The sequence below is a fragment of the Mesobacillus sp. genome, assembly GCF_057785455.1.
Window position 1 is genome coordinate 71,021 of the sequence record NZ_JBYNSB010000035.1, and the last position, 13,528, is coordinate 84,548.

Genomic DNA, 13,528 nt, shown 5'->3' on the forward strand with positions numbered 1-13,528 from the left:
TTTACTTAGCCTCCCCATCTTTTTCACATAGCTCGTATAAAATGCTGCCAGTGGATTTTGGATGCATGAATGCAACAAGTGCACCACCAGCTCCCTTTTTTGGTTTGTCCTGAATCATTCGAATTCCATTTTCCTTCATTTCATTGATGCGCTCCTGTATAGAGTCCACACCTAAAGCCACATGGTGTATTCCTTCCCCGCGCTTTTCAATGAATTTTGCAATGGCACTCTCTTCTGAAATCGGTTCCAAAAGTTCCAGCTTTGTTTCCCCGGCCTTCAGAAAAGCTACTTTTACTTTCTCGCTGTCTACTTCCTCTATCCCAAGCAATGGCAGCTTCAGCACATCTGTATAAAAGGGGAGGGCCTGCTCTAGAGACTTGACAGCAATGCCGATATGGTCGACCTTTTTGATCATGTGATATCCCTCCAATTACTATTCGAATATATTTAATCATTTTACTATTCGATAAAAATGTCACAAATCCTTCTTATTTAATAACTGTTTTAGGGTTGATTCCTTGATTAATGACTGACATAATATTATGGTCTGTGAATCAGCAGCTATCTTAACCCTATCATAAAAATGACAATTAGGATTAATGATATGAATCGTGTAAAAGGGTTGTTGTTTTTCAATAGAGGCTGTAAAATAAGAGAGTAACACTGCATATGCAGCGTAAGGGGGATATTTAATGAGGAAGCGTAATACAAGGAAAATTGTTGTTTATATCATGCTTTTCACTATGCTTGCTTCTACCCTTCTCATGGGTCTGTCAACTTTCCTATAAATTCATCTTATTAAATATAAAAGGACTGTCACAAAGACAAAGGCAGCGAGATTCCTCTCGCTGCCTTTGTCTTTTGAAGAGTGCTTTTAGCCATCCAGGATTCCATGGATGAAGATGTCCGGTTACATTTTTCATGTGGTGCTTATGAAGCCGGAATAAGCAGAGAGATTCCGCCTAGCATTTATAAAAAGGCACAAGAGGGTGTAATAAGCGGAGATATTCCGGTTAACGCCGCTAAATGTGCCTATAATGAAAAATTTTTCTCATTTGAGCGGAAAAGCTTCTCTTATTTTGCTTGAAATATCGATTTTTTCAAAATCCAGATTTTAAGATAAGAGAAAAAAATTTATCACCAGTAAAATCAGATTTATTACTGGTAAGAACCATTTTATCTCCAGTAACTACTCTTTTATCACCAGTAAGTGAGATTATATCTACATTCAACAATTACTACACCCAGGCTCAAAAACTCCAAAGCCTAATAGCTAAAAATAAAGGCTACAGGCAAACTTAAAACAGATTGTCTGCAAACCAAAAGGACTGCCAAATAGACAGTCCTTTTCACTGTGCTATTGCCCCTTGCTCTTTGGCCAGCTCCTCGAAGGTTTTTGAAGATGTTGTAATAAGGATTTTGGTGCCTAAGGGAATATACTCATACAAGGATTCCACGGCTTCATTCTGCAGCCTCACACAGCCCTGGGAGATTTTTTTGCCTACACTTGCCGGGTCATTTGTTCCATGAATGCCATATGTCCTGCCATCTGTATTCTCGGCATCAAAACCGATCCATCTGCTGCCTAGCGGATTATTTGGATCACCGCCTGGAATGTTTTTTTTGCGATAATAAGGATTTGGTGCTTTTACAGTGACTGTGAACAGGCCTTCCGGAGTTAAGTCCTCCGTTTTTCCTGTAGCCGCGCTGACGACTGTCTGAACCCTATTCTCATTGATGAGAGCAATCTCATTCGAATGTTTATTCACAATGACAAAGGGGTCTCCCGGCAGCGGATTAGCTCCAAGCGGCCAAATCGGCGAAAAAATGGCTGCAGCGAGCAGCAGTGAAATAAACCCTGGCATCTTCTATCCCTCCAATGTTTATTTTTGTCTAGCTTGCCCCTGCTCCTGCCTTTTCATCCCTTTTTCCATTTGTATATAAACCCTTGAAGGATCTTTTCAGCAGAAGAAATTGTTCCATTTCATTGACAAAATGAAGCAGAGCTGCACGGGCTTCGAATTCCTCTCTTGTTTTTGGAAGCTCCATGTTCTCGAATTCCGACTTCATTCTCATTAATTTCTCAAGATAAAATAAAACTGTATTCCCGGGATGGATCCCCTTAGATAATGCCTCAACAAATTCCGCAACCATCGTTCCCTGCTCTACCTGCCGCGGAATGGAGGTGATGGACGGGAGAACCCTCTCAATAATCTCAAATTGCTTTTCCCTGATTTTAAAATATTGATAATATAAATTCTCATCTCTTAAGATATTGTTCTCAACATCCTGTATAGCGAGGGCTTTCGCTTTTTCAATCAGTCTCCCGGTTTCGGTCAGCTCACGTCCGTCCCAGCTGAAATCATTGGTCTTTAAATATTTGGCGATCTCACTGAAGATTTTTTTGAAATGGGCTTCAATCTCACGCTGGTATTCTTCCAGTTTATAGTCGACGCTTGGCATATATAAATTCATGATCAAGGCGACTCCGATTCCGATCGTAATAATTCCGAGCTCATTAAGGAGCAGATCAGCCGTAACCTTACCAGCCGAATAAATATGCATGATGATGACACTGCTCGAAACCACACCTTCCTTTGCTCCTGCCATGACGACCGTAGGAATGAAAAAGAGGAGCAGCAGGCCGATGACGATTGGGTGGTACATAATACCTTCAAAAAATATTGACGAAAAGACCATCGCGATCAGACAAGCGAGAAATCGGTGCCATGAAGCTTGAAGCGACCTTTTCTTCGTGACCTGAATACAAAGAATCGTCAATATTCCAGCAGACACAAAGTTTCCAAAGCCCAGGTACTGGGCAATCAGGATAGATAAAGCAGTACCCAGTGCAGTTTTTATGGTCCTGTAACCAATTCTGAATTTCATTAACATAACCCCTATCAAACGCGATTGCCGTCTGGCCAGCTGTCGACTTACATTATACGTTAGCCTTGCCGAAAAATATAAAGATGACCATATCACTTTGATATGGTCATCAAATAGTTTATCAGAAAGGCAATCCATTACAAAAGGATACTCCTTTATCAGAGCATTTTTTCGAGAAACTCTTTTGCTCTGACACTCTTAGGGCTGCTGAAAAACTCAGCTGGCGGCGCATCCTCTACTAGTACTCCTCCGTCAAGGAAAAGCACCCTGTCGGCAACCTCGCGGGCAAATCCCATTTCATGCGTTACAATCGCCATTGTCATCCCGGTATGCGCCAGAGATTTCATAACCTCCAGTACCTCTTTGACCATTTCAGGATCAAGTGCGGAAGTTGGCTCATCAAATAGCATCACCTCAGGATTCATCGCCAATGCGCGTGCAATCGCAACACGCTGCTTTTGTCCGCCTGACAGCCTGTTTGGATACTCATTAGCCTTCTCAGAAAGGCCTACTTTTTCCAAAAGGGCATAACCATGCTTTTCCGCTTCCTCTTTTGCCATTCCTTTAACCTTGATCGGAGCATAGGTGACATTCTGGAGAACTGTCATATGCGGGAACAAATGAAAATGCTGGAATACCATACCTACATTCTCACGGACCTTTTTGATGTTCGTCTTTTTATCCGTGATATCCTCTTTTCCGATGAGGATTTGGCCGCTGGTTGGCTGTTCAAGCAAATTCATACAGCGCAGGAAAGTGGATTTCCCGGAGCCTGATGGACCAATGATCGCAACAACCTCGCCGTTTTCAATCGTGGTAGAAATGCCTTTAAGGACGTCCAGCTTTCCAAAAGATTTATGAAGACCGTTAATTTTAATCACTTTGTCTCATTCTCCTTTCAACTGCCTTGCCGATGAATGTCAAGGAGATGACCATCAAATAATAGATTAGGCCTGCAATGATCAGCGGCTCGAAAAATCTGTACTGCTCGCCGCCGACGATATATGATCTGCGCATAATATCGTCAACTGCGATGACCGTTACAATTGCAGATTCCTTTGTAAGTGTGATGAATTCATTCATTAGTGCTGGCAGGATATTTTTCATCGCCTGAGGCAGGATGATATCCCACATCATTCTTTTGCTTGGAACACCTAGTGCCATGGCTGCTTCCTTTTGTCCCTTATCAACCGCTAAAATTCCCGCACGGATAATCTCGGAGATATAAGCCCCTGAATTCAAGGAAAAAGAGACCACTGCAGCGGTATAAGCGGCAATTTCGAAACCGATAATCTGCGGTGCACCGTAATAAATGATCATTAGCTGCAGAATCAGCGGTGTTCCCCGGAAAATTGAAGTATAGATATCAGCAAACCAGTTTAATGCCTTTGAAGAACTAATCTTGAATATAGCAAGGATGATACCAAACGCAAAGCCCAGAAGCCCTGCAACTAATACAATTTTAAGTGTAACGCCGATCCCCTTCAGAATGTACGGCAATGAAGGGACAATGGCGGTAAAATCCAGATTCATAGTATTAACAGCCCTCTCTGTCTATTTCAATGAAGGAGAAAGGCGCCCAGATGACTGATGCATTCTGAACGCCTGTTATCCATTATTACTTTTCTCCGCCAAACCATTTAATAACGAGCTTTTCAACTTCGCCATTTTCCATTTTTTCTTTTAATACTTTATTGAACTTCTCAGTCAGTTCGCTGTCCTTAGGGAAGGCGATGGCTGAGCCGGCATCTGCTTCATTTTCCTCTTCAAGAGTGAAACCAGACAGGTCCTTGTCATTCTTGAAGTAGCCTTCTGCTACTGTATCCTCAATAATAGCGGCATCAATGCGGCCAGCCTTGATTTCCTGGATCAGTTCAGGAATTCTTGTACGCTTTTCCACTTTGATCTTTACTGTTTCGCCAATTTCCTCAGCCTTTCCTTCCTGGATGGAAGCAAGCTGTACGCCTACCGTCTTTCCTTCAAGGTCTTCAACTGATTTGATATTGCTGTCCTTTGCTGAAACTATCATATGTTTTGCAGTATAGTAAACGTCAGAGAAATCAACGCTCTTTTTACGTTCTTCTGTTGGGGTCATACCAGCCATGACGAAATCCACACGATCAGCCTGGATTGCGCCAATAAGTCCGTTAAAATCCATATCCTTAATTTCGACTTCATAGCCAAGTTCGCCAGCGATCAGGTTGGCAAGGTCGACATCAAAGCCAATGATTTCATCACTTTTTGCTGTCTCAACATATTCGAATGGAGGGTAGTCAGCAGATGTACCCATTGTTAAAACTTTCTTTTCTTCCCCGTTGCTGCCGTTACTTTCTTTTTTGTCGGAAGCTGTACCGCAAGCAGTCAATACTCCCATCATTAAAATTGAAAACATAAAAATAGATAATGTCTTTTTCACTTGCTTTCCCCCTATAACTTTTAGAAAATTTATTATTTTTAAAATTCATAAATATATTATTATCTGAAACCTTGTAAATTATCAAGCAGGAACTAAAGATAATAAATATTCAACACAATGAATTTTAACACATATTAATATTTATGCAATAATATTTTTAAATATAATTTTTAAAAAAAGAATCCCTATTAATCAGGGATTCTTTTTTGAAAATTATACTTCTTCACAATATTCTTCAAATGCGTTCTGGAGCTTATTGACGACTGCCATTGGATCATGGCCCTCGATTTCATGGCGTTCGATCATTTTGCAAAGCTTGCCGTCCTTCAGAAGCGCAAAGGATGGAGATGAAGGCGGATAACCAGTGAAATAGCTTCTGGCCTTCTCTGTTGCTTCTTTATCCTGTCCAGCGAAGACAGTGACAAGTTGATCAGGACGCTTATCGTAGTGAAGCGAGTGAGCTGCTGCTGGGCGTGCGATTCCACCTGCGCAACCACAAACGGAGTTTACCATCACAAGTGTAGTACCCTCTTTGGTCAAGGCCTGTTCTACCTCTTCGGGAGTTTTTAATTCTGTATATCCAGAAGCTACAATTTCCTGGCGCGCCTGGCGAACCACATCATTCATAAAAAAGTTAAAATCCATGCTCATTAACTTGTTCTCTCCTCTCAGTTTGAGATTTACTGATTCCTGTATACATGATAACAATTAATAAAAATTTTTCAAAGTATGTTTAACTATTTGAAGATGCGGGAAAGGTAAGAGTACAGCTAGATCCATACCCCTAAACTCCCTAGATGAAGGACAACGGCATATTTACCGTTGTCCGCTTTTTTGTCTACAAGCAACAGGGCAAAAAAACTGTAGCTATAAGAAGAGCTGCCCGGAAAAGTCGGGCAGCTTATTTTTTTGCATCGTAAAAGGCCTCAAACAATTCTTCCACCGCACTGGCAACTGGCCGGCTACCTGAGATAACTTCGTTTTCCACCTTAGGAAGAAGCATTCTTATGGTTGGATGCTGAAAAAAGTTCATCTGCAGCTGGTCGATGATCATGTCATTCAGCCATTGTTTTGTCTGATTGCGCCTTCTGTCAAAGAAAACAGCACTTTCTTTTGTCTGGCGCTGGAAATTATTGATCGTCTCCCATATGTCTTCAATACCTTCACTATGCAAAGCTGAGCTGGTCATCGCAGCTGTGCTCCACCCTTTGGTCGCAGGCTGAAGGAAGTGAAGGATCCGTCTATATTCTTCCTTCGTTTTAAGTGCGGGTTGCTGGTTGCTGCCATCAGCTTTGTTAACGATGACGGCATCAGCAAGCTCCATGATTCCTTTTTTCATCCCTTGCAGTTCATCACCTGCACCTGTAAGGACAAGGAGCATGAAAAAATCGACCATATCCCTGACAATGACTTCACTTTGGCCAACGCCCACCGTTTCCACCAGAATGACATCAAAACCTGCTGCTTCGCAAACAAGCATTGTCTCACGAGTTTTCCGGTGTACGCCACCAAGTTTGCCGCCTGATGGTGAAGGACGGATGAACGCTCTTGGGTTCCTCGAAAGGTTTTCCATCCGGGTTTTATCCCCAAGGATGCTGCCGCCGGTCAGACTTGAGGTCGGATCCACAGCCAGCACCGCCACTTTATGTCCAAGATTGCATAAGAATGTCCCAAAGCTTTCGATGAAAGTACTTTTGCCGGCCCCGGGAACACCGGTAATCCCTATCCTTATTGATGATCCTGTATGAGGGAGCAGCTTTTGCAGCAAGGTCTGCGCAGCTTGGAAATCATGCCCTGCATTGCTTTCAATTAACGTAATTCCTTTGGCCAGCGCTGTCCTGCTGCCCATCATGATTTCTTCCGCCAGATGCTTTGGATCAATCTGACGGGAATTTTTTCTTTTGACAAATCTTCCAGGCTTATTAGTCTGTACAGATTCAGCTTGAGCAGTTCGTTCTATACCTGGTTTTACAACGCTGGAAAATGATTCAGGCTTATCAGCATCAAACCATTCCGGCTTTTTTTCATCTGCCATTAATTTGACACTTCCTCATAGCCAAGACGATCATAAATTGCCCTCACTACCTTTTGGGCTGCGACAGGTATGACTGTTCCTGGACCAAAAATAGCGCTGGCACCATTTGCATATAAGAATTCATAGTCCTGCGCAGGAATGACTCCGCCTACAATGACAACAATATCTTCACGGCCAAGCTTCCTCAACTCATCGACAAGCTGTGGGAGCAGGGTTTTATGTCCTGCCGCCAGTGAGCTGATCCCTATCGCATGTACATCATTTTCAACAGCCTGAATCGCTGTTTCCTCAGGAGTCTGGAACAATGGCCCGATGTCAACATCAAAACCAAGGTCAGCGAAGGCAGTGGCAATGACTTTTGCACCCCGATCATGTCCATCCTGTCCCATTTTGGCTATCATGATCCGAGGCCTGCGTCCCTCATTCTCAAGGAATTCCTCAGTCATTTTCTGCACGTCGGCAATTTCCTCTTCATTTGAAAAAGCCGAGCTATATACACCGCTTATGGATCTGATGGTTGCTTTGTGGCGGCCTGCAGCTTTTTCAACTGCATCTGAGATTTCACCAAGAGTTGCCCTTACCCGGGCTGCTTTTACAGCAAGCTCCAGGAGATTTCCGCTTCCCGTTTCAGCTGCCCGTGCAAGTTCACTTAGTGCTTCCTCCACTTTTTCTGTGTCACGGTTTGCTTTTAGCTCCTGAAGCCTTTCAATTTGTTTTGCTCTTACCGCAGTGTTGTCGATATCAAGGATATCAAGTGGATCCTCTTTGTCGAGCTTGTATTTATTCACTCCGATAATCGTTTCTTTTCCAGAATCGATCTGTGCCTGCCGTCTTGCAGCCGCTTCTTCAATCCGCATTTTTGGAAGTCCAGTTTCGATAGCTTTTGCCATTCCTCCAAGGCCTTCGATCTCTTCTATATGCTTCCATGCCCTTTCAATCAGCGAGTTTGTAAGACTCTCCACATAGTAACTGCCTGCCCAAGGGTCAATCACCTTTGTGATGCCGGTTTCTTCCTGCAGATACAATTGGGTGTTGCGGGCAATCCTTGCCGAAAAATCAGTTGGCAATGCGATGGCTTCATCCAGGGCATTCGTATGGAGTGACTGTGTATGGCCCATTGCTGCTGCATGTGCCTCGATTAAAGTACGGATGACATTGTTGAAAGGATCTTGTTCGGTCAGGCTCCACCCGGATGTTTGTGAATGGGTCCTTAACGCCATCGATTTCTCATTTTCAGGATTGAAGGTTTTCATCATTTTTGCCCAGATAAACCGGGCTGCCCTCATTTTGGCCACTTCCATGAAATAGTTCATGCCAATGGCCCAGAAAAAGCTTAGCCTTGGAGCGAATGCGTCTATGTCAATCCCAGCCTTAAGTCCGGTCCTGACATATTCCAGTCCATCAGCGAGCGTATATGCAAGCTCAATATCCGCCGGCGCTCCTGCCTCTTGCATATGATAGCCTGATATGCTGATGGAATTGAACTTTGGCATATATTTCGATGTGTATTCAAAAATATCGGCAATGATCTTCATCGACATTTCAGGAGGGTAAATATAAGTGTTTCTCACCATATACTCTTTCAGGATATCGTTCTGGATCGTTCCGGATAGCTGATCCTGTGTAACACCCTGTTCTTCTGCCGTGACGATATAAAATGCCATAATCGGCAGCACCGCTCCATTCATTGTCATGGATACTGACATTTGATCAAGCGGAATCCCATCAAACAGGATTTTCATATCCAGGATTGAGTCGATTGCAACACCAGCTTTTCCGACGTCTCCAACGACACGCGGATGGTCGGAATCGTAGCCGCGGTGAGTCGCGAGATCGAAGGCCACTGATAATCCCTTTTGGCCCATCGCCAAATTTCGTCTGTAAAATGCATTGCTTTCTTCTGCAGTTGAAAAGCCCGCATACTGGCGGACAGTCCAAGGCCTGTTCACATACATTGCCGGATAAGGTCCTCTAGTGAAAGGGGGCAGCCCAGGCTTTCCATCCAAATGTTCTGCAGATGCAAGATCGGCTTTTGTATAAAGCGGCTTTATCTTGATCTGCTCGTTGGTTTCAAATAAAAGGTCTTCTATTGACGAGCTGATTTCCCTCTCGATATCAGCTTTTTCCTGCTGAGGTCCTTCAAACAGGCGAACTTTCGTAAAATCAGGCTTTTGCATCTGATTTCACCTCCATTTCATCCAGCAGCCCTGTCAAAAGCTGATAGACATTAGATCGAATATGAATAAAATCTTCTATACCTGCAGTTTTCCATTCTTCCTTCTCGCCATCAGGCAATCCTGCCAAATAAAGCACTGCTTCTTGGTGCTGTTTCTTAATTCGCTGTACAAATTCTGGACCGTAGGCATTATAATCTGTACCATCACCGCAAATCACAAACTGATTTGCTTTCTGTGAATTGATAAACTCAAGCGCAGCCTCTAAATCATTAACTTCATTGCTTCTGACTGAATGGATTCCGCCTGCGGAAAGGAGCCCTGCGATAAAGTCCGCTCTTGCCTTATGCTTCTTAAGTTCTCCAAGGCAAATCAGCCCTATTGATGGCTCTGATGCGCTGCCCTTTGCAAGCTTTGCTGATTGGAATCTTAATTTTTCATAAGGTTCTGCAAGCCTGCCAGGTCTTAAAGGAGGGAAGCTGTTTAAAGGATTCCTTTCTTCAATGAATGATGATGCCGGTTCGCTGGCTGAAAGTATGCTTTTCAGCTCAATAAGGCTCTTATCTAAATAAGCAAAACCTGCTTGACCCGTTTCCGGTTCGCTGTAATGCTCTGTTAGATTTGCATAAACATTCGTACCAATCAAGCTGGTTTTTCGGTTAAAGAGATCCTGTTCCCTTCGCTCCGAAGTTCTGGCTATTTCCTCCTGCAGCCATCCGGACCTAATTGTTTCATAGACACCGCCCCTGCTGTCAATTTCAAGGAATAGCTCCCAGGCCTTCTCGGCGAGTTGGTTTGTTAGTGACTCTATATACCATGAACCTCCCGCCGGGTCTGCTGTCTTTTCCAAATGGGCTTCAGACTTCAGTATGAGTTGTGTGTTTCTGGCAATCCTTTCTGAAAAAACATCTCCATTACCCAATGCGATATCAAAGCCATCCGAATGAAGATACTGCACCCCGCCAAGTACGGCCGCAAAGGCTTCGTTACCGGAACGAAGCATATTTACATACGGATCAAAAATAGTCTTAGTATATTTTGAGGTTTCTGCTGACTGCAGCATTTTACGATCCTCAACCTCGGCACCATAGGCTTCCAAAATCTTATTCCATAATAAACGGGCTGCTCGCAGCTTCCCGATTTCCATAAAGAAATTAGCGCCAACCGAAAAATGGAATATCATTTTTGACAGCGCTTTCTTCAGGTTCCATCCACTTTCCAACAATGACTGGACATAATAGACACCAGTTGCCATGGAGATTGCCAATTCCTGTACAGCATTGGCACCGGCATTTTGATAAGGAGCAGCATTGATCAGCACTGTTTTCAGCTCTGGGAGTTCTTCCGCCACTTCCTTAAGCATTCCTGACCATTCCTCAAAAAAGATGTTCTCTTCCTTTGGAAGGCCGCCTGCAAGACTGGCATCAGCAATTGGATCAGCAGCCACGAAGCCCTGCACGCCATCATTCGTTCCCGGTGTCTGTTTAGCCAGCGTCAAAGCAGCAAGCATTGGAGCCTGAAGGCTGCCTGCATTTATAGCGAATGGATAATTGCCTTTATAACCTGAAAGGAACGAAATCAGTTTCTCATTTTCAGCAAACAAGCATGGCTTAACATCAAAAGCAATTGCTGTCTGGCCTTTTTCGAGAGCAGAATCCAGTTTATCCTGAAGCTGTTCAAGAGTTTCAAAAGATAATTTATTTGCAATATGCCAGGGGTTCGACTGATATCCAAATAAATTAATCCCTCTTCTGAAATCCTCAAATCCTGGATAACTGCTCACAGGCTCTCCCGCTAGATCTTCTTGCGTATAAAGCGGTTTGAGGGTGATATTTTCATATGTACTTGTATAAAGAGATTGTATTGGTTTCCCCTTTAGTGATGCTGATGCTTTTTTCTGCCAATCTTCCAATGAAGCCTGTGTAAATTCGATTGCCTTCATATTTTCAATCGCCATAATTTACTGTCCATTTGATTAGACAGCCTTCCCCCCTTTATAAATAAAATTTAATAAAATTTCAATTTTCATTCTCTTCTTTATTTTAGTATAAGGAAGGTTTTCTAGCAATGAAGTGCTTTTTGTTAGGCTGCTTTCTATAACTTTGTTGCTATTGAATATATATTGTAATAAGTCTCCCTTTTTTTAAAAGGGAACCATAAATTGCTTTAAATAGAGTTTTGTAATAAAAGACTGTTGATTTTCGTTCCAGGCGCTTCGCTTTCCTCGGGGCGTGCGGTGAGCCTCCTCGTCGCTTCGCTCCTGCGGGGAAAAATGGTCCCTTCTTTTCGGACCATTTCTTACGGGGTCTCACCTGCCCGCTTTATCCCGAAGGAGTCTGCGCGCCTTCCACTACAATCAACAGGATCATGATTCAATATTTGTAAAAAGCAACGATCTCTGCTAAAACATCCTTTTGTTAAAACTCCTGTTTTTTTAAAATCATTTCAATATTTGTTGTCACCATTTTTAAATGGGTGCAATGTGACGAGAATAGAAATCACTAACCATTTCCTTTGGTATTTCATTGATTGAAAGGATCTTCAAGTTGACTTCCTCCATGATATCTATCAGTAAAAAGCCGCTCCCAATTGGCAGCGGCTTTTTGTAAGGTGGAAGCCTGAATTCAGGCATCCTTATATAGGTTTTAATATATAGAAGTATTTTCTTTAGATGTGTTTTCGAGGATTTCTTTCACCCTCTTCAGGAATCGGCCGCAAACAAGGCCATCAAGCACTCGATGGTCAAGAGACAGACATAAGTTCACCATATCTCTTACTGCAATCATTCCGTTGTTCATCACAACTGGGCGCTTCACGATGGATTCTACCTGCAGGATTGCTGCCTGCGGGTAATTGATGATGCCCATAGACTGGACAGAACCGAATGAACCAGTGTTATTTACAGTGAAGGTTCCGCCCTGCATATCCTCTGAACGCAGCTTCCCTGCACGGACCTTTTGTGCCATTTCGGTGATTTCACGGGCAATACCTTTGATTGTTTTTTCGTCTGAGTTTTTGATGACAGGTACAAATAATGCATCATCTGTCGCTACAGCAATCGAGATATTAATATCTTTCTTCTGGATGATTTTATCGCCAGCCCACATAGAATTGATTTGCGGGTATTCTTTAAGCGCCTGGGATACTGCTTTAACAAAGAAGGCGAAGAAGGTTAAGTTAAAGCCTTCTTTCTTCTTGAAATCATCCTTGATATTATTTCGGTATTCTACAAGGTTTGTAACATCCACTTCAACCATAGTCCAGGCATGCGGTGCTTCATGCTTGCTGCGGAGCATGTTCGCTGCAATTGCTTTGCGGACGCCTGTGACAGGAATTTCGATGTCGCCAGCTGTAACCGGGACAGCTGGTGCAGGTGTGCTTGGAGCCGCTGCCGGCTGTGTCTGTTGAACAGTCTGTGCAGCTGCTGGTACAGCCTGTGCCGATGAAGAAGTTTCCTTAGGTGCTTCCTGCTGGGCTGCAGGATTTGCTTTTGGAATGTTGCCAGACTCAATGATTTTCAGAAGGTCTTTGCGCGTGATCCTGCCGCCTGCTCCGCTGCCCTGTACCAAACTTAGGTCAATATCATTCTCCTGGGCAAGCTTCAATACTGCAGGCGAATATCTTCCTTTGCTTCCTTCATTCAAAGCTGAACCCTGGTTAACAGCATTCGGAGCAGCATTTGCTTCTGCCGGCTGACTGGCTGACGCAGCTGGTACTTCACTTCCGCCTTCTATCTCGATCGTGCAAATTATTTCCCCAACCGCTAAAGTATCTCCCTCATTCGCAATTAGTTCCTTGATTGTTCCCGCAAAGGAAGATGGGACCTCAGCGTTAACTTTGTCCGTCATGACTTCTGCAAGCGGATCATATTTGTTCACTTTATCCCCAACGGATACAAGCCATTTACTAATGGTGCCTTCCGTAACACTCTCACCTAATTGAGGCATTTTGATTTGTTCGATTGCCAAAGGTTGACCCTCCTTCTCCGATTTAAGTTAAACAATAATATAAAAT

Annotated in this window: 12 protein-coding genes; 1 reads left to right on the forward strand and 11 read right to left on the reverse strand. The window is 43.4% G+C overall.

Features of this window, described 5'->3' with window-relative positions:
• Position 1 precedes the first annotated feature (1 nt).
• Entirely contained in the window at positions 2-415 is a 414-nt protein-coding gene (gene mce, locus AC3EBE_RS14205) for a methylmalonyl-CoA epimerase (protein WP_488595696.1), read from the reverse strand.
• Between the two features lie 277 nt (positions 416-692).
• On the opposite strand from mce, the gene prli42 reads away from it, so the two are divergent.
• Complete coding sequence (gene prli42 / locus AC3EBE_RS14210) at positions 693-788, forward strand: stressosome-associated protein Prli42 (RefSeq protein WP_488595697.1); 96 nt, start codon at positions 693-695, stop codon at positions 786-788.
• Positions 789-1,349: 561 nt separating this feature from the next.
• Here the strand turns inward: prli42 and AC3EBE_RS14215 are convergent.
• From AC3EBE_RS14215 to AC3EBE_RS14260, 10 genes are all read right to left on the reverse strand, one after another.
• Positions 1,350-1,865: a L,D-transpeptidase gene (locus tag AC3EBE_RS14215; protein WP_488595698.1), complete on the reverse strand. Its 516-nt coding sequence runs from the start codon at positions 1,863-1,865 to the stop codon at positions 1,350-1,352.
• Between the two features lie 28 nt (positions 1,866-1,893).
• The gene (locus tag AC3EBE_RS14220; protein WP_488595699.1) at positions 1,894-2,889 is read right to left on the reverse strand and encodes an aromatic acid exporter family protein; all 996 of its coding nucleotides are present in this window, start codon (positions 2,887-2,889) and stop codon (positions 1,894-1,896) included.
• A 158-nt stretch (positions 2,890-3,047) separates the two neighbouring features.
• Positions 3,048-3,770 (reverse strand): amino acid ABC transporter ATP-binding protein, encoded by a 723-nt coding sequence (locus AC3EBE_RS14225; RefSeq protein ID WP_488595700.1) that lies wholly within the window; start codon positions 3,768-3,770, stop codon positions 3,048-3,050.
• The gene (locus tag AC3EBE_RS14230; protein ID WP_488595701.1) at positions 3,763-4,422 is read right to left on the reverse strand and encodes an amino acid ABC transporter permease; all 660 of its coding nucleotides are present in this window, start codon (positions 4,420-4,422) and stop codon (positions 3,763-3,765) included. Before AC3EBE_RS14230 ends, AC3EBE_RS14225 begins: the two co-directional genes overlap by 8 nt.
• An 85-nt stretch (positions 4,423-4,507) precedes the next feature.
• Entirely contained in the window at positions 4,508-5,305 is a 798-nt protein-coding gene (locus AC3EBE_RS14235; protein WP_488595702.1) for a transporter substrate-binding domain-containing protein, read from the reverse strand.
• A 213-nt stretch (positions 5,306-5,518) separates the two neighbouring features.
• A complete protein-coding gene (locus AC3EBE_RS14240; RefSeq protein ID WP_488595703.1) occupies positions 5,519-5,956 on the reverse strand; it encodes a BrxA/BrxB family bacilliredoxin in 438 nt (145 codons plus the stop codon).
• Between the two features lie 250 nt (positions 5,957-6,206).
• Entirely contained in the window at positions 6,207-7,340 is a 1,134-nt protein-coding gene (gene meaB, locus AC3EBE_RS14245) for a methylmalonyl Co-A mutase-associated GTPase MeaB (RefSeq protein WP_488595704.1), read from the reverse strand.
• The gene (gene scpA / locus AC3EBE_RS14250; RefSeq protein WP_488595705.1) at positions 7,340-9,517 is read right to left on the reverse strand and encodes a methylmalonyl-CoA mutase; all 2,178 of its coding nucleotides are present in this window, start codon (positions 9,515-9,517) and stop codon (positions 7,340-7,342) included. The genes meaB and scpA overlap by 1 nt, the downstream gene beginning before the upstream one ends.
• On the reverse strand, positions 9,504-11,471 hold the full coding sequence (locus tag AC3EBE_RS14255; RefSeq protein WP_488595706.1) for a methylmalonyl-CoA mutase family protein: 1,968 nt from the start codon (positions 11,469-11,471) through the stop codon (positions 9,504-9,506). Before AC3EBE_RS14255 ends, scpA begins: the two co-directional genes overlap by 14 nt.
• Positions 11,472-12,159: 688 nt before the next feature.
• Positions 12,160-13,482: a dihydrolipoamide acetyltransferase family protein gene (locus AC3EBE_RS14260; RefSeq protein WP_488595707.1), complete on the reverse strand. Its 1,323-nt coding sequence runs from the start codon at positions 13,480-13,482 to the stop codon at positions 12,160-12,162.
• Positions 13,483-13,528: the final 46 nt, after the last annotated feature.

What these genes read in the sequence shown, in the direction of transcription:
- AC3EBE_RS14215 (WP_488595698.1), bottom strand. Translation starts at nt 1,865, where the DNA reads ATGCCAGGGTTTATTTCACTGCTGCTCGCTGCAGCCATTTTTTCGCCG.
- AC3EBE_RS14230 (WP_488595701.1), bottom strand. Translation starts at nt 4,422, where the DNA reads ATGAATCTGGATTTTACCGCCATTGTCCCTTCATTGCCGTACATTCTG.
- mce (WP_488595696.1), bottom strand. Translation starts at nt 415, where the DNA reads ATGATCAAAAAGGTCGACCATATCGGCATTGCTGTCAAGTCTCTAGAG.
- meaB (WP_488595704.1), bottom strand. Translation starts at nt 7,340, where the DNA reads ATGGCAGATGAAAAAAAGCCGGAATGGTTTGATGCTGATAAGCCTGAA.
- scpA (WP_488595705.1), bottom strand. Translation starts at nt 9,517, where the DNA reads ATGCAAAAGCCTGATTTTACGAAAGTTCGCCTGTTTGAAGGACCTCAG.
- AC3EBE_RS14220 (WP_488595699.1), bottom strand. Translation starts at nt 2,889, where the DNA reads ATGAAATTCAGAATTGGTTACAGGACCATAAAAACTGCACTGGGTACT.
- AC3EBE_RS14255 (WP_488595706.1), bottom strand. Translation starts at nt 11,471, where the DNA reads ATGGCGATTGAAAATATGAAGGCAATCGAATTTACACAGGCTTCATTG.
- prli42 (WP_488595697.1), top strand. Translation starts at nt 693, where the DNA reads ATGAGGAAGCGTAATACAAGGAAAATTGTTGTTTATATCATGCTTTTC.
- AC3EBE_RS14240 (WP_488595703.1), bottom strand. Translation starts at nt 5,956, where the DNA reads ATGAGCATGGATTTTAACTTTTTTATGAATGATGTGGTTCGCCAGGCG.